The 20,157-nt window shown below is 71.9% G+C and carries 15 protein-coding genes and 1 pseudogene; 15 read left to right on the forward strand and 1 reads right to left on the reverse strand.

Annotated elements, in window-relative coordinates:
* The first annotated feature begins 140 nt into the window (after nucleotides 1-140).
* The 14 genes and pseudogenes from ACIRP2_RS24840 to ACIRP2_RS24905 form a co-directional block, all read left to right on the forward strand.
* On the forward strand, nucleotides 141-1,826 hold the full coding sequence (locus tag ACIRP2_RS24840) for a CTP synthase (protein ID WP_404253804.1): 1,686 nt from the start codon (nucleotides 141-143) through the stop codon (nucleotides 1,824-1,826).
* An 89-nt stretch (nucleotides 1,827-1,915) separates the two neighbouring features.
* A complete protein-coding gene (locus ACIRP2_RS24845; protein ID WP_404253806.1) occupies nucleotides 1,916-2,542 on the forward strand; it encodes an NUDIX domain-containing protein in 627 nt (208 codons plus the stop codon).
* Nucleotides 2,543-2,828: 286 nt separating this feature from the next.
* Nucleotides 2,829-4,892, forward strand: coding sequence for a tetratricopeptide repeat protein (locus ACIRP2_RS24850; RefSeq protein WP_404253808.1), 2,064 nt, complete (start codon nucleotides 2,829-2,831; stop codon nucleotides 4,890-4,892).
* Nucleotides 4,893-5,035: 143 nt separating this feature from the next.
* Entirely contained in the window at nucleotides 5,036-6,151 is a 1,116-nt protein-coding gene (ald, locus tag ACIRP2_RS24855) for an alanine dehydrogenase (protein ID WP_404254418.1), read from the forward strand.
* A gap of 368 nt (nucleotides 6,152-6,519) precedes the next feature.
* Nucleotides 6,520-7,638: a ParA family protein gene (locus tag ACIRP2_RS24860; protein ID WP_404253810.1), complete on the forward strand. Its 1,119-nt coding sequence runs from the start codon at nucleotides 6,520-6,522 to the stop codon at nucleotides 7,636-7,638.
* On the forward strand, nucleotides 7,635-8,252 hold the full coding sequence (locus tag ACIRP2_RS24865) for a hypothetical protein (RefSeq protein WP_404254420.1): 618 nt from the start codon (nucleotides 7,635-7,637) through the stop codon (nucleotides 8,250-8,252). Before ACIRP2_RS24860 ends, ACIRP2_RS24865 begins: the two co-directional genes overlap by 4 nt.
* Nucleotides 8,253-8,362: 110 nt before the next feature.
* Nucleotides 8,363-9,451, forward strand: coding sequence for a segregation and condensation protein A (locus ACIRP2_RS24870; protein ID WP_404253812.1), 1,089 nt, complete (start codon nucleotides 8,363-8,365; stop codon nucleotides 9,449-9,451).
* Nucleotides 9,448-10,095, forward strand: coding sequence for an SMC-Scp complex subunit ScpB (gene scpB, locus ACIRP2_RS24875; protein WP_391740422.1), 648 nt, complete (start codon nucleotides 9,448-9,450; stop codon nucleotides 10,093-10,095). The genes ACIRP2_RS24870 and scpB overlap by 4 nt, the downstream gene beginning before the upstream one ends.
* Complete coding sequence (locus ACIRP2_RS24880) at nucleotides 10,095-11,201, forward strand: pseudouridine synthase (protein ID WP_404253814.1); 1,107 nt, start codon at nucleotides 10,095-10,097, stop codon at nucleotides 11,199-11,201. Before scpB ends, ACIRP2_RS24880 begins: the two co-directional genes overlap by 1 nt.
* Nucleotides 11,202-11,355: 154 nt before the next feature.
* Nucleotides 11,356-12,054, forward strand: a complete 699-nt coding sequence (gene pnuC, locus ACIRP2_RS24885) for a nicotinamide riboside transporter PnuC (RefSeq protein ID WP_404253816.1) — start codon at nucleotides 11,356-11,358, stop codon at nucleotides 12,052-12,054.
* A gap of 26 nt (nucleotides 12,055-12,080) precedes the next feature.
* Nucleotides 12,081-13,160 carry an AAA family ATPase gene (locus ACIRP2_RS24890; RefSeq protein ID WP_404253818.1) on the forward strand — a complete coding sequence of 360 codons (1,080 nt, stop codon included), beginning with the start codon at nucleotides 12,081-12,083 and terminating at the stop codon, nucleotides 13,158-13,160.
* Entirely contained in the window at nucleotides 13,157-13,891 is a 735-nt protein-coding gene (locus ACIRP2_RS24895) for an NUDIX hydrolase (protein WP_404253820.1), read from the forward strand. Before ACIRP2_RS24890 ends, ACIRP2_RS24895 begins: the two co-directional genes overlap by 4 nt.
* Nucleotides 13,888-14,910 (forward strand): ADP-ribosylglycohydrolase family protein, encoded by a 1,023-nt coding sequence (locus tag ACIRP2_RS24900; RefSeq protein ID WP_404253822.1) that lies wholly within the window; start codon nucleotides 13,888-13,890, stop codon nucleotides 14,908-14,910. The genes ACIRP2_RS24895 and ACIRP2_RS24900 overlap by 4 nt, the downstream gene beginning before the upstream one ends.
* 3 nt (nucleotides 14,911-14,913) lie before the next feature.
* Nucleotides 14,914-15,689 (forward strand): annotated as a pseudogene (locus ACIRP2_RS24905) (DNA polymerase beta superfamily protein); the annotation flags it as partial.
* Between the two features lie 149 nt (nucleotides 15,690-15,838).
* Here the strand turns inward: ACIRP2_RS24905 and ACIRP2_RS24910 are convergent.
* The gene (locus ACIRP2_RS24910) at nucleotides 15,839-16,543 is read right to left on the reverse strand and encodes a DNA polymerase beta superfamily protein (protein ID WP_404253824.1); all 705 of its coding nucleotides are present in this window, start codon (nucleotides 16,541-16,543) and stop codon (nucleotides 15,839-15,841) included.
* Between the two features lie 112 nt (nucleotides 16,544-16,655).
* Here ACIRP2_RS24910 and ACIRP2_RS24915 point away from each other — a divergent pair, with 112 nt between their 5' ends.
* Entirely contained in the window at nucleotides 16,656-20,039 is a 3,384-nt protein-coding gene (locus tag ACIRP2_RS24915; RefSeq protein ID WP_404253826.1) for a hypothetical protein, read from the forward strand.
* Nucleotides 20,040-20,157 lie beyond the last annotated feature (118 nt).

Below are 20,157 nucleotides of genomic sequence, written 5' to 3' on the forward strand. Positions count from 1 at the left end.
TACCCTGGTAGCCCGTGGACCGGTGGTCGTCCGCAACCGCAGACGAGGCCCCCGAACCGCAGCGACGGCACCTCCGGAATCACCGGACGGCAACGCCGGTACGCACCTCACGATCGCGACCACGGGAGCCCCCTTTGGCTATGCAGCCCACATCCACGACGACCAAGCACATCTTCGTCACCGGGGGTGTCGCCTCTTCCCTCGGCAAGGGTCTGACTGCCTCCAGCCTCGGCGCCCTGCTCAAGGCGCGCGGACTCCGGGTCACCATGCAGAAGCTCGACCCGTACCTGAACGTCGACCCGGGCACGATGAACCCGTTCCAGCACGGTGAGGTGTTCGTCACCAACGACGGCGCCGAGACCGACCTGGACATCGGCCACTACGAGCGCTTCCTCGACGTCGACCTCGACGGCTCCGCCAACGTCACCACCGGGCAGGTCTACTCCCAGGTGATCGCCAAGGAGCGGCGCGGCGAGTACCTCGGCGACACCGTGCAGGTCATCCCGCACATCACCAACGAGATCAAGCACCGCATCCGCCGCATGGCCACCGACGACGTCGATGTCGTCATCACCGAGGTCGGCGGCACGGTCGGTGACATCGAGTCGCTGCCGTTCCTGGAGACCGTCCGCCAGGTCCGCCACGAGGTCGGCCGGGACAACGTCTTCGTCGTGCACATCTCGCTGCTGCCCTACATCGGCCCGTCCGGCGAGCTCAAGACCAAGCCGACCCAGCACTCCGTCGCCGCGCTGCGCAACATCGGCATCCAGCCCGACGCCATCGTGCTCCGCGCCGACCGTGACGTGCCGACCGCCATCAAGCGCAAGATCTCGCTGATGTGCGACGTCGACGAGGCCGCCGTGGTGGCCTGCGTGGACGCCAAGTCGATCTACGACATCCCCAAGGTGCTGCACACCGAGGGCCTGGACGCCTATGTCGTGCGCAAGCTCGACCTGCCGTTCCGTGACGTCGACTGGTCCACCTGGGACGACCTGCTGGACCGTGTCCACAACCCCGACCACGAGGTCACCGTCGCGCTCGTCGGCAAGTACATCGACCTGCCCGACGCGTATCTCTCGGTCACCGAGGCCGTCCGGGCCGGCGGCTTCGCGAACAAGGCCCGGGTCAAGGTCAAGTGGGTCGCCTCCGACGACTGCAAGACCCCGGCCGGCGCCGCCGGGCAGCTCTCCGACGTGGATGCGATCTGCGTCCCGGGCGGCTTCGGCGACCGCGGTGTCGACGGCAAGATCGGCGCCATCCAGTACGCCCGTGAGAACAAGGTGCCGCTGCTCGGCCTCTGCCTCGGCCTCCAGTGCATCGTGATCGAGGCGGCGCGCAACCTCGCCGAGATCCCCGACGCCAACTCCACCGAGTTCGACGCCGCCACCGCGCACCCCGTCATCTCGACGATGGAGGAGCAGCTCGCGTACGTCGAGGGCGCGGGGGACCTGGGCGGCACCATGCGGCTCGGCCTGTACCCGGCGAAGCTCGCCGAGGGCTCGCTGGTCCGCGAGGCGTACGACGGCCAGCCGTACGTGGAGGAGCGTCACCGCCACCGCTACGAGGTCAACAACGCCTACCGGGCCGAGCTGGAGAAGAAGGCCGGTCTGGTCTTCTCCGGCACCTCCCCGGACAACAAGCTCGTCGAGTACGTCGAGTACCCGCGCGAGATCCACCCCTACCTGGTCGCCACCCAGGCGCACCCGGAGCTCCGCTCCCGCCCGACCCGCCCGCACCCGCTCTTCGCGGGCCTGGTGAAGGCCGCCGTCGAGCGCAAGACGGGTGCCGGGGCCGCCGGCGAGCAGACCACCGCATCGGGCAAGTAGTCCGGCGGTACGCAGGCATTAACGTTGACCGGGGTACGGATCCACTGTGGATGCGTGCCCCGGTTTCTGTTCTTCGTGGGAGGACGTAGATGGGTTTCCAGGACACGCCCGAGGAGTGGCAGGTCACCGCGACCAAGACGCCCTTCACCGGCAACAAGACCAGCGTCCGCACCGATGACGTGGTGATGCCCGACGGTACGGTCGTACGCCGCGACTACCAGGTCCACCCGGGTTCGGTCGCCGTGCTCGCGATCGACGAGGAGGACCGGGTCCTCGTGCTGCGGCAGTACCGCCACCCGGTGCGCCACAAGCTCTGGGAGATCCCGGCCGGACTGCTCGACATCCCCGGTGAGAACCCGCTGCACGCGGCACAGCGCGAGCTCTACGAGGAGGCGTACGCCAAGGCCGAGGACTGGCGGGTGCTGACGGACGTCTACACCACGCCGGGCGGCTGCGACGAAGCCGTACGGATCTTCCTGGCCCGGAATCTCTCCGAGGCCGACGGGGAGCGCTACGAGGTCTCCGAGGAGGAGGCCGACATGGAGCTGGCCCGGGTGCCGCTCCAGGAGCTGGTGCGCGGGGTGCTCGCCGGGGATCTGCACAACAACTGCCTCGTGGTGGGCGTCCTCTCGCTCGCGGCGGTGCGTGCCGGTGACGGGATCGATTCCCTGCGTCCGGCCGAGGCGCCCTGGCCGGCCCGCCCGTTCGAGGCCTGACGATTCGCAAGTACCGCTCGGGGTCCGGCCGTTCGACGGGAAGGGATCGTACGGGGACCGGGCGGGGCGTCGCCCGGGGCCCGGTGGCCAGATCGGCAGCCCGACCCGGCGGCTCCGCGGGCCGCTGAACGGTTCACCGACACCCTCCGATCGGAAAAGATGCTGATCCGATCGAGGGACCTCTGCGCCATGCTCCACAGAATTCGTCCATACGCCTGAACTACGCTCGGAATGCCCTGACCGGAGTCCCGGCGGGCGATGCGTGCAGCGAAGTGGAGCGTGGCCCGTGACGGATCAGGCGGTGGACACCAGCGGCCCGGTTGAGGCAGCGGGAACCGAGGAGCCGTCCGGCACCGCCCCACCCCGATTCTTCGGCCGCGAACGCGAGTTGAAGGCGCTACGGGCCGACATCGAGCGGGCCGGACTGGACACCATGGCCGGCCGCAAGGCCGCCCGCGCCCGGGTTCTGCTGATCGCCGGCCGTCCCGGATCCGGACGCACCGCGCTCGCCGACGAACTCACCGGACGGCTGCTCGCCACCGACGACTACGCGGACGGACTGCTCAGGGCCCGGCTCACCGATCCCGGCGGCGCGCCGGTTCCCACCGAGCGCTCCGCGCGCGAGCTGCTCGACCAGCTGGGCGTGACGGGGCCGCCGGGCGCGGACGGGGACGAACTCTCCGAGCTGCTCCGCGAGGCGCTCGCCGGGCGCCGCACCCTGCTGCTCCTCGACGACGCGGTGGACGCGGAACAGGTCGACCCGCTGCTGCCGGACGACCCCGACTGTCTGGTCGTCGCCACCTCCGAGGGCCCGCTGACCGGCATCGCGGGCGTCCGCCCCTGCACCCTCGGCGGTCTGGACGCGGGCTCCGCGGTCCGGCTGCTCGCCCGGCTCATCGGCCAGGTCAGGATCACCGTCGACCCGCGGACCGCCGAGACCCTGGCCGAGGAGTGCGGCGGACTGCCGGCGGCCCTGGTGATGGTCGGAGGCTGGCTCGCCGCCCGTCCCATGGCCTCGGTCGCCGATGTCACCAAGCAGCTGCGGGAACTGCCGGACGAGCCGGAGCAGCCCAACGGCGCCCGCCCGCTGGCCCGCGCCTTCCGGCTGGTCCACGACTCCCTGCCGGCGACCGCCGCCCGGATACTGCGCCTGCTCGCCCTCGCTCCCGCCGGGCTCGCCGACGCGCACACCGCCTCCGCGCTGGCCGGCTGCTCCGTCTCGGCCGCCCGGACGACCCTCGACGACTTCGTGGCCCTGGGACTGCTGCGCACCGACGGGGCGGACGAGCCGCAGTACGAGGTGCCCGGCTGCCTCGCCCCGTTGCTGCGGGCGCTCCTGGAGGCCCGGGACCGGCCGACGGAGATCCAGCTGGCCAGGGCTCGGATGCTGGAGCGGACCGTACGGCTGTTGCAGTCCTGCCGGGCGGTCACCGACCCCGAGGGTTCCCCGTCCCGCCGCAAGCTCGCCGGGCTGCCGCGGTCGCTGCGCTTCCCCGGCCCCGACGCGGCCGCCGCATGGCTGCGGATGCGCACGCCCGCGCTGCAGGCCTTGGCCAGGATCGCCGTCGAGGACGGTGAACTCGACACTCTGGCAAGGCGGTTGGTGGCGGCTCTGGTGCGGGCGCTGGCCGTGCACCAGGGCACCGAGGCCGCCGCGCCCGATCTGTACGGACTGCACGGTCTGGTGCTCGCCGTCGCCGAGCGGCGCGAGCTGCCGCGCGAGCGGGCCGCCGCACTGCTCAACCTCGCCGACCTCGACGCCAGGACCGGCCGTACGCGGGAGGCGCTGGCCCGCTACCGCGCCGCGCTGGACGCCGGACGGGCCGCGAAGGACCCGTACGCCACCGGCCGCGCGATGGAATCCGTAGGTGGCGCCTACGCCGAGCTGGGGGACTTCCAGCGGGCCTCCGACTGGTACGGCCGCGCGCTGGCGCAGCGGCTCTCCCAGGGCGAGCGGGCCGACGAGGCGCGGCTGTACGGGCGGCTCGGCGCCGTCCACACCTATGCCGGGCGGTACGGCGAGGCGCTGCGGAACTGGCGCGCCGCCGCCGCCGGGTACCGCAGGCTCGGCGATGTCCCGGCCCAGGCGCGGGCCCTGAGCGAGGCCGCCCGGGTGCAGGAGTACGCGGGCCGCCCGCGCGAGTCGCTGCACACCTGCCAGGAGGCCGTCGAGTGGGCCAGGCGGGCCGGGGACGTACGGCTGCAGGCGGCGCTGGAGCTGCGGCTGGCCGACACGCTCGAACGGCTCGGTGACCCGGCTGCGGCCCGGCTGCACCGGGGGCTGGCCGACAGATTGCTGGGCGAGAAGGGTGCAACCTACGAAATCCGCAGTGTGATCACTGAAAAATAATGCTTTGTAAGGCTAGACAGTGAGAAGTCCTTCATTAAACTGGCTGTACCGCGTGTGTTCGCGGTGTCTCCATTTACGCAGTGTCTATCCGGGTATGTGTAGCTGTGTCCGGGTAACCCTCTGAGTCAAGGACCGTGATCGACGTGAAGGTCGGCATCCCCCGCGAAGTCAAGAACAACGAGTTCCGCGTGGCGATCACGCCTGCCGGTGTGAACGAGCTCGTCCGCCACGGCCATCAGGTCGTCGTCGAGGAGAACGCCGGGGCCGGCTCCTCCATCACGGACGAGGAGTACATCGCCGCCGGAGCGCAGATACTCGCCACCGCCGACGAGGTCTGGGCCGCCGCCGACCTGCTGCTCAAGGTCAAGGAGCCGGTCGCCGAGGAGTACCACCGCCTCCGCAAGGACCAGACGCTCTTCACCTACCTGCACCTCGCCGCCTCCCGCGAGTGCACGGACGCGCTGCTGGAGTCGGGCACCACGGCCATCGCGTACGAGACGGTCGAGACCGCGAACCGCGCGCTGCCGCTGCTCGCCCCGATGTCCGAGGTCGCGGGCCGGCTGGCCCCGCAGGTCGGCGCCTACCACCTGATGCGCTCGGCCGGTGGCCGCGGCGTGCTGCCGGGCGGGGTTCCCGGCACGGCGGCCGGCAGGGCCGTCGTCATCGGCGGCGGCGTCTCGGGCTGGAACGCCACGCAGATCGCCGTCGGCCTCGGCTTCCACGTCACGCTGCTCGACAAGGACATCAACAAGCTGCGCGAGGCCGACAAGATCTTCGGCACCAAGGTGCAGACGGTCGTCTCCAACGCCTTCGAGCTGGAGAAGGCCGTCGTCGAGGCCGACCTCGTCGTCGGTGCCGTGCTCATCCCGGGCGCGAAGGCCCCGAAGCTCGTCACCAACGAGCTCGTCGCCAAGATGAAGCCCGGAAGTGTACTTGTCGACATTGCAATCGATCAGGGTGGCTGCTTCGAGGACTCCCACCCGACGACCCACGCCGAGCCGACCTTCATGGTCCACAACTCGGTCTTCTACTGCGTCGCGAACATGCCCGGCGCGGTGCCGAACACCTCCACGTACGCCCTCACCAACGCCACGCTGCCGTACATCGTGGAGCTCGCCAACCGCGGCTGGGTCGAGGCGCTGCGCCGTGACGCCGCACTGGCCAAGGGTCTCAACACCCATGACGGACAGGTCGTTTACCGCGAGGTGGCCGAGGCGCACGGCCTGCCGCACGTCGAGCTGAGCTCGCTCCTCGGCTGACGGGTCAACAGCTTCAGTCAACCTCACGAGTCCGGCCGGACCTTGCCGAGCAAGGTCCGGCCGGACTCGTGTCGGGCCCTGCGAGGCCTCCGCGCAACTCGTCTCGAACGTAACCCTTCAACCGATTCGTGCACCCGTGAAAAGTGTGCGCCGGTGGCTGCGTGCCCTTGACAGGGAGGTGTTCGATTGCCGACACATCGGGCCGGGTCCGGCGGATTGTGTTGCTGCGGAGCGGTGACACGCCATAGAGTCGCCAATCGTCGGCATGGTGCCACGCTGACCTATCGATAAGTTTCCTGGTCACATCCAAGGAGGTAAGACGACTTGTGAATGAGTCGACATTTACTCCCGGGGGTGTTCAACCAGGGATGCCTGCACGGGGCCAGGGCCCGAACGGGCTGGAGGCTGTCGGCTCCGTCGCTGTCCGCACCTTCGCCACCCACCAGCACATGACGACAGCCCCCCAGATGATGGACGGCCTACACGTGAACGCCATGGCCGGCAACGAGAGTGGCCGAGACACCGCCCACTTCGCCGACTTCGACGAGGTGCCCCAGGGGCACTTCTACGACCCCGACGCCGAGTACGAGCCCGATCCGGAGTACGCGGCCACCCTCGCGCCCGACGCTGCCCGACAGCGCCGCGAGCGGATCGGCCCGACCGGTCGGCCCCTGCCCTATTTCCCGATCCCGGGTCCGCTGACCGATCACGGTCCCGCGAAGATCATCGCGATGTGCAACCAGAAGGGCGGCGTCGGCAAGACCACGTCGACCATCAACCTGGGTGCCGCACTCGCGGAGTACGGACGTCGCGTCCTGCTCGTCGACTTCGACCCGCAGGGAGCCCTGTCGGTCGGGCTCGGCGTCAACCCGATGGAGCTCGACCTCACGGTCTACAACCTGCTCATGGAGCGGGGCATGTCGGCCGACGAGGTGCTGCTGAAGACCGCGGTCCCGAACATGGACCTGCTGCCCAGCAACATCGACCTGTCGGCTGCGGAGGTGCAGCTGGTGAGCGAGGTCGCCCGGGAATCCACGCTGCAGCGCGCCCTGAAGCCGCTGATGGCCGACTACGACTACATCGTGATCGACTGTCAGCCGTCGCTGGGCCTGCTCACCGTGAACGCCCTGACGGCGGCCCACAAGGTCATAGTGCCGCTCGAATGCGAGTTCTTCGCGCTGCGCGGCGTGGCCCTGCTCACCGAGACCATCGAGAAGGTCCAGGAGCGGCTCAACCCGGATCTGGAGCTCGACGGCATCCTCGCCACCATGTACGACTCCCGTACGGTGCACAGCCGCGAGGTCCTCGCGCGCGTCGTCGAGGCCTTCGACGACCACGTGTACCACACGGTCATCGGGCGCACCGTGCGTTTCCCGGAGACCACGGTCGCGGGTGAGCCCATCACCACGTACGCCTCCAACTCGGTCGGTGCCGCCGCCTATCGCCAGCTCGCCAGGGAGGTGCTCGCCCGGTGTCACGCCGAGTGAGTCTGCCCGGGGCCGACGAACTGTTCCGTACCACCGGGGGGATGGGCCTGCAGGCCTCGTCCCCCGCGGACCGGCGGCGCAAGGCGAACGGCGAGGCCCGGGTGCCCGGTCCGGCCGGTGAGAGCGACACCGGGGCCGACGGGTCGGCCGCGGGTACGACGGAGACCGGCACCGCTGCCGCCGCGCGGGAGGAGCACTCCGCGGCGGACGCCGACGCGGGGGAATCGCGCAGCCGCGGTGGCGACCGGGTCGCGATGGCCGGACAGCCGGGGCGCAGGCCCCAGCAGTCCTCGCCGTCCGCGCAGTCGCCGACGCCGTCGTCCGCGCAGGAGGCGGTTCCCGCCCCCGCCGTCCAGCAGCAACGCAGGCGTGGTGGCGGGCGCGGGGCGAACCGGCGGCCCAGCGGCCGTGAGCGCCACGACGAGAAGATCACCGTCTATGTCTCCGCCGAGGAACTGATGGACCTCGAACACGCGCGTCTCGTGCTGCGCGGGGAGCACGGGCTCGCGGTCGACCGCGGACGGATCGTCCGCGAGGCCGTCGCGGTGGTACTCGCGGACCTGGAGTCGCGGGGCGACGCGAGCATCCTCGTACGGCGGCTGCGCGGCCGCTGACGGGTGGGGCGCCGGTAGCCTGCCCGGGGTGCCGCCGTCGGCCGAGCGGCCCGGCCCCTTCCGTACGGGCCTCCGCCCGCCGCCCGTATCCCGCTTGCCCCTGGACCCTCATGCCGACGAACGACGAGCCCGCCCGCACCCCTCGCCGCCCCTTGGGCCGAGGTCCGGGCGGTCGGCCTGCCCCGGCACCCGCGGTGTCCGGGGGCGGCGACGGTGAAGGTGCCGTCGTGCCGCTTCCCGGCACCGACGATGCGTCCCCGGCCCCCTCACCGCCGGATGCGGCGGCGGCCCGGCCTGCCACAACCGTCGGGTCCCGGGAACCCGTACCGCCCTTTGAACCCGTCGCGACGGCGCCACCGGGCCCGTCCCCCGAGCCCGCCGACGACGGGCGGTTCACCGTTCGCCTGGCGAACTTCGAGGGGCCGTTCGATCTGCTGCTGCAGCTCATCTCCAGGCACAAGCTGGATGTGACCGAAGTCGCGCTGTCCAAGGTCACCGACGAGTTCATGGCCCACATCCGGGCCATGGGACCGGACTGGGACCTTGATCAGACCACCGAGTTCCTCGTCGTAGCCGCCACCCTGCTCGACCTCAAGGCCGCCCGCCTGCTGCCCGCGGCGGAGGTGGAGGACGAGGCGGATCTGGCGCTGCTGGAAGCGCGCGACCTGCTCTTCGCCCGGCTGCTCCAGTACCGTGCGTACAAACGCGTCGCGGAGATCTTCAGCGACCGGCTGGAGTCGGAGGGGCGGCGCTTCCCGCGGACCGTGGGCCTGGAGCCGCACCACGCCGAGCTGCTGCCCGAGGTCGTCATCAGGATCGGAGCGGAGAAGTTCGCCGAACTGGCCGCGCGGGCGATGCGGCCGAGGCCCGAGCCGCAGGTCTACGTCGACCACATCCACGCGCCGCTGGTCAGCGTGCGGGAACAGGCCGGGATCGTGGTGGCCCGGCTGCGCGAGGCCGGGGAGATCAGTTTCCGGGTGCTCACCGAGGACGCGTCGGACACCCTCACCGTCGTCGCCCGGTTCCTCGCGCTGCTGGAGCTGTACCGGGAGAAGGCCGTGGTGCTGGACCAGGACGAGGCGCTGGGGGAGCTCCTGGTGCGCTGGGCCGGGGGAGAGGGGGCCGAGCCCGTCGTGACGGACGAGTTCGACACCGAGGCGACCGGGGCGCAGGACGTCCGGGAGGATGGGAAGGCATGAGTCAGCAGGACACCACGGGTTCCACCGTCGCGGATCTCGATCTCAAGCCCGCGCTGGAGGCCGTCCTCATGGTCGTGGACGAGCCCGCCACGGAGGAACACCTCGCCAAGGTGCTGGAACGGCCCCGCAGGGCCGTCGCCGACGCGCTGCGCGAGCTGGCCGACGAGTACACCGTGCAGCGCCGCGGGTTCGACCTGCGGCTGGTCGCGGGCGGCTGGCGCTTCTACACGCGCCCGGAGTACGCGGCGGCCGTCGAGGGCTTCGTCCTGGACGGCCAGCAGGCCCGTCTCACACAGGCGGCGCTGGAGACCCTCGCTGTGGTCGCGTACCGTCAACCGGTCAGCCGGTCGAGGGTCTCCGCGGTCCGCGGCGTGAACTGCGACGGGGTCATGCGGACCCTCCTGCAGCGGGGCCTCGTCGAGGAAGCGGGCGCGGAACCCGAAACAGGTGCGATCCTGTACAGGACGACGAACTACTTTCTGGAGCGGATGGGCCTGCGTGGCCTGGATGAGCTCCCGGAGCTCGCGCCCTTCCTCCCCGAGGCGGACGCGATCGAGGCCGAGACGCCAGAGGGTGTGCCGTCGTTCGATCCGGACGCACCGGACACCCCGGAAACGCACGCAGACGACAAGACGGAATTTTGATGCGAAGCAGTGGCAGGAACAGCGGAAGCGGCAGCGGCAGGAGCGGCGGCAACCGGAATCCCCGGGGTGCCGGCGCCGGGCGCGACGGCAAGCAGGAGCAGCGTCCTCGTCGGCCCCGGCCCGAGGAACGCCGCTACGACGTGGGCGCCACCGGCGAGAAGAGCGGCGAGGGTCCCCGCAAGGGCCGCGGCGCCGCGGCCCGCGGCGGCGCCAAGGGCGGTCCGAAGCCCGCGCAGGCCGGTGGCGGCCGGAGCGGCGGCGCGCGTCGCCAGGGCGCCCCGTCCCGTCCGCGTGAGCTCGACGCCAAGATCGAGCAGCGCAACCGGGACAGGTACGCGAACAAGCCCGACGTCAGGACGCCCAAGACCTTCCCGGGTGCCGAGCAGGAGGGCGAACGGCTGCAGAAGGTCCTCGCCAGGGCCGGCATGGGCTCGCGCCGCGCGTGCGAGGAACTGATCGAGCAGGCCCGCGTCGAGGTCAACGGCAAGATCGTCGTCGAGCAGGGCATGCGCGTCGATGTGCACAAGGACGAGATCAAGGTCGACGGTCTGACCGTCGCCGCGCAGTCGTACCTCTTCTTCGCGCTGAACAAGCCCGCCGGTGTCGTCTCCTCCATGGAGGACCCGGACGGCCGTCAGTGCCTCGGCGACTACGTCACCAACCGTGAGACGCGGCTCTTCCACGTCGGGCGGCTGGACACCGAGACCGAGGGCATCATCATGCTCACCAACCACGGCGAGCTGGCCCACCGCCTGACCCACCCCAAGTACGGGGTGAAGAAGACCTACCTGGCCGCCATCCAGGGACCGCTCCCGCGCGACCTGGGCAAGCGGCTCAAGGACGGCATCCAGCTGGAGGACGGGTACGCCCGCGCCGACCACTTCCGGGTCGTGGAGAACACCGGCAAGAACTACCTGGTCGAGGTGACCCTCCACGAGGGCCGCAAGCACATCGTCCGCCGGATGCTGGCCGAGGCCGGGTTCCCGGTCGAGCGGCTCGTCCGGACGTCCTTCGGGCCGATCCCGCTGGGCGACCAGAAGTCCGGCTGGCTGCGCCGCCTCACCAACACCGAGGTCGGCATGCTGATGCGCGAGGTCGGTCTGTAGGAGGAGCTCCTCCGAGACCGTCCGGACGTTCCGCCCCGGCTCCGTCCGCTCCACGGCCCGCGGCCGGTTCCTGTTTTCGAACAGGAATCGGCCGCGGGCCTTTTGCTGCGACCGTTCCCCCTTTATAGTCAGACTGACTATTAAGGAGGCGGGAGTGAGTCTCGCGGATGTCCTCGATCCCCTGCAACAGCCCCTGGTGACGGTCCTCGACACCCCGGTCAGCTGGACCGAGGTGCTCGGTTTCGGCAGCGGGGCGCTGTGCGTGTGGCTCGTGGCCCGCCAGCACCTCGCCAACTGGCCGATCGGCATCGCCAACAACCTCTTCTTCATCCTGCTGTTCGCCCAGTCCGGCCTGTACGCCGACGCCGGACTCCAGATCGTCTTCATCGCCCTTGCCGCGTACGGCTGGTGGACCTGGACCCACGGGGGTGGACCAGGGACGCCGGACCTGCCGGTGCGGCGCACCTCGCGCACCGAATGGACCTGGCTGCTCGCGGCAGGGGTGGTGGGGACCCTCGCCCTGACCGTCCTGCTGGACCGCGCCACCGACTCGACCGTGCCCTTCTGGGACGCCCTGACGACCGCGTTGTCCCTGACGGCGACGTACGGGCAGTGCAGGAAGCTCGTCGAGTCGTGGTGGCTCTGGATCGCCGCCGATGTGGTGTACATCCCGCTGTACGCGTACAAGGAGCTCTATCTGACCTCCCTGCTGTACGTCGGCTTCCTGACGCTGTGCCTGATCGGCCTGAGCAACTGGCGGCGTGATCTCGCCGGGCAACGGCAGCCCGTGGAGGTGGCGGTGGCACCCGGGCACGGGGTCGGCGTGGGCCGGGGGCACGGGGGGTCGCTGTGAGTGCTCGGTCGCCACGGGGCAGCGGCGTGAAGCGCTTCGCGCACGGGCTCGTCCTCGGCAAGTTCTATCCGCCGCACGCCGGCCACCACCACCTCGTCCGCACCGCGCAGGACCGCTGCGAGCGGCTGACCGTCCTGGTGTGTGCCGCGTCCGTCGAATCCGTGCCGCTCGCCGACCGGGTGGCCTGGATGCGGGAGGTGCACCCGGACGTACGGGTCGTGGGCGCCGTCGACGACGTCCCCATGGACCTCCACGACCCGGCGATCTGGGACGCGCACATGGCCGTCTTCACCGAGGCCGTGCCCGAACCGGTGGACGCCGTCTTCACCTCGGAGTCGTACGGGGACGAACTGGCCCGCAGATTCGGTGCCGAGTCCGTCTGCGTCGACCCCGACCGTACGGTCTTCCCGGTCTCCGGCACCGCCGTCCGCAAGGACCCGGTCGGCTGCTGGGACTTCCTCGAACCGCCCGTACGGGCCGCGCTCACCCGCCGGATCGTCGTCCTCGGCGCGGAATCCACCGGCACCACGACGATGGCCCGCGCCCTCGCCGACCACTACCGGCGGCGTGGCGGTGTCTGGGCGCGAACCCAGTGCGTCGACGAGTACGGACGGGAGTTCAGCGAACAGAAACTGGCCGCGCTGCGCGCCCGGTGGCCCGGGGCCCAGTGGGAGGACGTGACCTTCGGCACCGACGACTTCCCGCTGATCGCCGAGACGCAGAACGCCAAGGAGGAGGCGGCCGCGCGCACCGGGTCGCCGGTGCTCCTCTGCGACACGGACTCCTTCGCCACCACCGTCTGGCACGAGCGGTACGTCGGCGGCCGCAACCCGCTCGTCGAGGAGACCGCCGACCGGGTCGCCCACCATCTGTGGCTGCTCACCGACCACGAGGGCGTCGCCTTCGAGGACGACGGGCTGCGCGACGGCGAGGAGCTGCGGCCCTGGATGACCGACCGGTTCCGGGCCGAACTCACCCGTACCGGAAGAGAGTTCATCGAGCTCACCGGAACCCATGAGGAACGCCTGGCCACCGCCGTCGCCGCCGTCGACGCCCTGCTCGCCGCCGGCTGGAACTTCGCCGCCCCCCTCCCGGAGCGCCGATGAACGCCGGTGCCCCCGCAGGCTACGACCCGTACGCCTTCGAACCCTTCGCGGTCACCGTCGACCTGGCCGTCTTCACGGTCCGCGACACCCGGCTGCACGTGCTGCTCGTCGAACGGGGCGAGGACCCCTACAAGGGCCACTGGGCACTGCCCGGCGGCTTCGTCCAGCCGCGCGAGTCGGCCGAGGACGCCGCCCGCCGGGAGCTCGCCGAGGAGACCGGCCTCACCGAGGGCACCGTCTGTGCCCTCCACCTGGAACAGCTGCGCACCTACAGCGCGCCGGACCGCGACCCGAGGATGCGGGTCGTCTCGGTCGCCTACGCCGCACTCGTACCCGACCTGCCCGAACCCCGTGGCGGCGGAGACGCCGCGAGCGCCCGGTGGTGGGACGCCCGAGCCGTCGGCCCGCTCGCCTTCGACCACGACCACATCCTCGCCGACGCACACGACCGGATCGGCGCCAGACTCGAGTACAGCTGCCTGGCCACCGCCTTCTGTCCACCCGAGTTCACCCTGGGAGAGCTCCAGCAGGTGTACGAGACGGTCTGGGGAGTCGAGCTGGACCGGCCCAACTTCCGGCGCAAGGTCCTCACCACGCCCGGCTTCGTCCAGGCCGTGGAAAGTCCGCCGCGCCGCACCGGCGGACGGGGGAAGCCGGCCGCTCTCTACCGGGCGGGCGCCGCCACCGCACTGCACCCTCCACTCCTGAGACCGGAAGGAAGAACCTCGTGATCGTGACCAGGACCATCACCAAACAGGCCGCCACCGGCGCACTGACCGGGCTCGCGCTCGGCGATGCACTGGGCTTCCCGACCGAGTTCAACAACGTGCCGTCGATCCTCGCCAAGTGCGGGCCGTGGCGCCGGATGCGGCTGCCGGAACCGGCGATCGTCACCGACGACACCCAGATGACACTGGCCCTGGGGCGGGGCATCCGGACCGCCATGGACCGAGGGCTGCTCACTCCGCTGCGGCTGACCCGCCCGGTCCGTGAGGAGTTCGTCGACTGGTACCACTCGCCCGACAACAACCGTGCCCCCGGCCGTACCTGCATGACCGCCTGCCGCCTGCTCGACAGCGACCGGCTCTGGCAGGAGGCCAGCCAGACCGGGTCCAAGGGCTGCGGCGCCAACATGCGCGTCGCGCCGCTCGGACTCGTGCCGGGGCTGAGCGACGAACAGCGCTCCGGCGCGGCCCAGTTGCAGGCGGCCCTCACCCATGGGCACCCTACGGCACTCGCCGCGTCCGATCTGACGGCCCGCGCGGTGTACCTGCTGGCACAGGGGGCGGAGCCGATGGGTCTGATCGGGCAACTGCGCAGTTACGCGTACGAGAACAGCAGCCGCTACCTCACACGCTGGCTCGGCGACCTCTGGCGGTACGCGGGCGACTCCTCGCCGGAGCTGTACATCCAGCGGGGCTGGGACGAATGCCTTGCCGCCCTGGCCCGTGTCCAGGACGCGCTGCGCGACCCGTCCCCGGAGACCGACCCCTGCGAGGCGACCGGCGACGGCTGGATCGCCGAGGACGCCCTGGCCACGGCCCTGCACTGCTTCCTGCTCTTCCCCGACGAGCCCGTCACCGCGCTGCGCCGGGCCGCCTGCACACGGGGCGACTCGGACTCCCTCGGCTGCCTGACCGGCGCGCTCGCCGGGGCGCACCTGGGGGCGGGGGCCTGGCCCAAGGAGTGGGCGGAGCGGATCGAGTACCGGAGCGATCTGCTCTCGCTGGGGGCGCTCTGGGACGCTTGAGCCATGAACCGCACGACGACGCGCCTCGAGGAAGCCGGCCTGCCGGTCACGGACTTCGGCCCGGTGCTCGCCGCGGAAGGCCGGCCGCTGCTGTTCGCCACCGTCTCCGGTGCGCATCTGTACGGTTTCCTTCCAGGGACTCGCATGTGGACCTTCGGGGGGTCCATCTCCTGCCCGCGGAAGAACTCGTCGGACTGCGCCGCCCCGAGGAGACGCGCGCGCGGATGTGGGACCGGGACGGGGTCGAGATGGACCTCGTCACCCACGATCTGCGGAAGTTCGTCCGGCTGATGCTGAGACCGAACGGCTACGTGCTGGAGCAGCTGCTGTCCCCGCTCGTCGTCCACACGGGTCGACTGCACGCGGAACCGGTGGCCCTGGCCCCCGGGGTGCTGACCCGTCATCACGCCCACCACTACCGGGGGTTCGCCCGCACACAGTGGCGGCTCTTCGAGAAGTCCGGCGAACTGAAGCCGTTGCTGTACACGTTCCGGGCGTTGCTCACCGGCGTCCATCTGATGCGCAGCGGCGAGGTGTGCGCCCATCTGCCGACGCTCCTCGAAGAGGTGGCGGCCCCGGCGTATCTGCCCGAATTGATCGACGCGAAGGCCGAGGCCGAGCACGGGCGAGCGGGGCGGGTGGAAGCCGCGGTGGTGTCCGGGGACGTCGAGACGCTGCACGAGGTGCTGGACGCCGCGCAGGCGGGGTCGGGACTTCCCGAGGCGGCCGGTGCGTTCGAGGCGCTGCACGATCTCGTGGTGCGTGCACGGTTGAGGGGACGGCTGTCCTCGCCGCTGGACGGCGGACGGGCCTGGCTCCGCGCGCTCCCACGAGGTGCGGGCTCCGCTGCCGGCATCGTCGTGGGAGCGCAGGGCCGTGCACCGGAACGGAGACGACAGGAAGGGGCGCTGAGGTCTCGTCGGGTCGTTCAGCTCTCCTCGGGCCGGAGCGCGGACGCCCGGCGGGTGCGGATCAGGAAGTCCTCCACCCGGGCCCGGTCCGGTTCGGCCGCCAGCGGTGAGGAGGCGACCGCCGCGTCGTTCTCCTCGGCCAGCCGGGTCATACGGGCTTCGACCTCCGACCAGGGCACCTCGCCGCGCTTCACCGCCAGCAGTTCCTCCCGGGCCGGGCCCACGTCGAGCGTGAGTTCGCCGGTGCGCAGCAGGTCCCGGCCACTGGTCAGCAACCGCAGCAGATGCATGGCGTGCTTCCAGCGCGGAGCCCCGTACTGCCGGAGGTCCGCCTCCAGCTTTCTGCGTTGGCCCAGTGCATACCGGACGAAGGTCCGATGGGCCAGCCGGGACAGGAACGCCTCCCGCAGGGAAAGGAGTTCATCGCCCACGGCGTCGACGCGTTCCACCAGCGGCGAGTGCAGGCACTCCAGAACATTGGGGTTGGCCCGCAGGGCCAGCTCGCAGAAGCGCTCCAGCTCCCAGGAGAACTGCTCCTGCGCCGGGCCCTCGACATGCGTCGGTGGCTTGTCGAACCGCCAGAACAGCGGGGTCGGCGCGAGGAAGACGCCGCGCCGGTCGGTGTCGCTGTCCTCCGTGGCGAGCCCGAAGGCGCGTGAGCCCATCACACAGGAGTAGACCGTGTGATCGCGCACGAGCGCCACGGGGTCAGGAGTGATCATGGCCGCGAGGGTACGTGAACGAAAAGATGTTGCCCCGGACGTTTTCCGGTGCCACGATCGCCGCCATGACGATGATCGGAAAGGCACGCCGCGCCCCCCTCCGGTGAGCGCGATGACGACACCTCCGTACCCCAGAGAAGAAGCAACCGCCCTGTACACCAGGTATGCACACCTGCCGTACCCGGCCCGCATGCGGGCCGTCGCCGAACACACCCGCTCCCTCGACGACGCCGCCTACCGCGCCGCGCACCGGGCCCTCGATCGCGGGAACCCCGAGGAACGCCGGCTGGCGCTGTTCCTGGCCGTAGTCCGCCGCGACCTCGACGCGGTCGCCCGGGCACTCGCCGATCCGCTGCTCAGACCCCGCGCCCTGGCCGCCGCCATCAGGCTTCCGGTCGACGAACAGGTCCTGACGGACCTGGCGTCGGGCGATCTGAGGGATGTACGCCACCACACCTACCGGATCCTCCGGCTGTCGGGCCGGTCCGCGCTCGCCGACCGGTTGCTGCCGCACGTCCACGCACGGCACGGCGACGAGGACGCGGCCCGGCTGCTTCCCGCCTGTACGCCCGGCGCCGCCGAACAGTGGCTGCCACGGCTGGCCCAGGTGCCGCCCGGTGTCCTGCACGCCCTCGCCCGGACCGCACCGGCCGCACTCGCCGCGCATCTCGCCGACCGGCTGCCGGCGAAGCATGCCGGGCGGTCCGAACCCAGGGGGTTGCGGGCACGCGGCACATTCCTGGTGACCCGCCTCGCCACCCGCGATCCGGCGGCCGGGATCCTGCTGCTCGACCGGGCCCCGCATCTGGTCACCGGTGGCGCGACGGCCGCACTGCTGAGCGACCCCGCCGCCGTGCTGGCCTCACTGCGCCGTACCGGCACGGCGCGCCTGCCCCTGGCACCGCAGCACCTGTCCCGGAGGGCGCTCAGCTCCCTCGCCACCTGTGAGCGGGAGGACATTGTCCTGCTCGCGCGTGTCCTGCGCGTCGAATCCCCGAGGGGGCGGGCATCCTTCGGGGCGTACGAGGCCCCCGAGCCGCTGCTCGCCCTGCTGCCCCCTGCGCAACGGCGGCGCGTGGTCGAATCGCGATCGGGCGACGGGCTCACCGGCTGGAGGGGCGAACTCGGCGGCGTCGCCGCCCTCGCACCCGGCGACAGGGCGGAGATCGCCACACGCTGGCTGACCGGACGGGCCGGGCGCCGGACCTACCCGTGCACCTCCATCACGGCCCTGCTCCCGCTGCCCGACGGCGAGCCGCGCCTGCGGGAACTCGCCGCCGCGCACCGCCCGTTCGAGCGGGCGGCGGCCTGGCCCGCCCTCCTGGTCTGTGCCGCACGACACGGGGATCCGGAGGAGTACGCGCGTGTCCTCACCTCCTGCGAACGGGCCTGGCACGACCAGGAGGAGGTGCGCCGCGCGACCCTGACCGCGGCCGGCACCGTCCCGGAGGCATTGCTGGACGCGGCGCCGTACGCGGCTCTGCGCGATGCCGCGATGACCACGGTGCAGTCCCGCGACTCGACCCGGGCGTCGCTCCTGGCCGCCGAGGAGTGGCTGCGGCGCACGGCGTCGAGCGCCGCCCGCAACGGCGACCTGCGCCGGGCCGAAGCGGTCATCGGCCTGCTGCTCCGGGTCCTCGCCGACCCGCGCGGCCCCGGAACCGTCCGGCCGCTGCCGCTGGGCAGGGACACGGCCGTCGGTGTGTGGCAGCTCGGAGGCCCGACGGCGGTGCCCGCACTCGTGCGCTTCGCGGCCCTGTTCGTGCGTCACCTGCCGTACATCCCCGCCCTGGACGAGGCGATCGGCCGGGCGGCACGGGATCTGTCGGGCGGAAGGCACGCCCGGCAGGCGGCCGAACTGTGGCTCGCGGACCCGGTCACCCGGGAGCGGCGCTGCGCCGAACTCCTCGCCGCCGCGCCCACGTCGGTGGTCGTGCCCGTCGTCTGGCGCACCCTCGCCCGGCGCCGCACCGACCTGCTCGACACCGTCCTGGGATCGGGACTGCCACCGCGCTGGGTGCCACGGACGCGCCGGAGCGTCCTGGGCCGCTGGCTGCCGCCCCAGCGCGCCGCACTCGATGCGCAGCTGTCGCGTGTCGCCACCGACGACGAGGCACCCCTGCCGGAACGGACCGACGCCGCCGCCCTCTGGGGCGAGACGGACGGTCTGCGTGCGTTGGTGGGGACGGCCCCGCAGCCTGTCGCCGCGGCCGCGCTCACCGCGCTCGGGGAGCGCGCCGCGGACAGCGGTGGTGTCCGGGCCCATGCCGGGACCCTGGATTTCCTGCTCGGACACGCCGGGCAGGGAGGGGTACGGGGGCGGGCCGCGATGACGGGTGTGCGGGCCCTGCTCGGCACGGTGCCCGACGACGGGGCCGTGGCGCTGCTCAGCCGGGTCGTCGGGGACGTCACCGGGTCCGTCGGTGGCCGGAAGGCGGCGGCGCGCGGGCTGGCCGAGCGGTCCTCTCCGGCGGCGTTCGCGGCCGTGCTGGCCGGATGGGACGTACCGGGACAGCACCGGGACGTCCACGCCACGATGGCCGGGGTGCTCGCGACCCGCATGGACGTCGCCGGTGTCGCGGAGCGGTTCACGGCGCAACTGCATCATGCGGCGGTGCGTGAACGGGTGATGGCGGCGCGGCCCGACCGGCCGTCGGCCGCCGAGGCCCTGGCCGGGTTCCTCGCACACACGGTGGCCACGGGCGAGTCGGTGTCCGCGGCGGCCGCCGCCGACGCGCTCCTCGGCGCTGCCGCAACCGCCCGTGTCCGCGACGCCGTCGCCGCCGCGGTGACCGACGGCGGCCGCCCGAGCGGGGTCCGCGGCAAGGCGGCGCGCCTGCTGTGCGCATGGGCGACCACCGGGGAGGGGCGGTCGGCGCTCAAGGGCGCACTCGACGCGGTGGTGGACCAGGCCGGATCCGCGGACGAGGAGGAGCGCCGGGACGCGCTGTCCGTCCTCGACTCGCTGGAACGGGACTTCCCACCGCGTCCGGTCGCCGCCCTGGACATCGTCACCGAGGCGCTCCGGGAGGCGGGGCTCGTCCGCACCGCGTCCGGCGTGGCACTTGCGGCGGCCCTTGCGTCGCTGACGGAGGCGGACCAGGTGGACGAGTCGGCGCCGGCGGCAGGCGAGCCGGCGTCGGCGGAGGCAGCCGGGGGAAGGGTCGGGGCGGCGGTCGAGCGGTGGGACCGGTGGCTGGCCCTCGCGGGGGAGCGGCCGGGTTCCCTCGACGCGATCCGGCACGACTGGCGGGGGCCGCGGAGGGCACTGCCGCTCGCGGCGATCGGCACGGTGGTGTCCGCGCTGCGGGCGCGGGGATCGGCCGTCGCGGAGCTGGCCGCGGTGGAGCTGGTGGTCCGGGCGGGCGGGCACACCCGGTGGGCGGACCCCTGGCCGGACGAGCTGTCCGCACTGAAGGGCAGCGCGCATCCGGATGTCGCGGAGGCGGCGCTCCTGGCCGATGTCCGCCGGAGCCGTCGGACGACCGCCGGTTGACGGTGGCCGGGCCCCGTTCACGTGACAGTGGTCAGGGTTCTGATCGACTTTGTCGATGAATCCCTACGTCCGGAAAGGCGCACTCATGGCGGACGACGACCTCGGTGGTCCGCTGGGC

It is taken from the genome of Streptomyces sp. NPDC101194, from assembly GCF_044767885.1.
Taxonomy (GTDB): domain Bacteria; phylum Actinomycetota; class Actinomycetes; order Streptomycetales; family Streptomycetaceae; genus Streptomyces.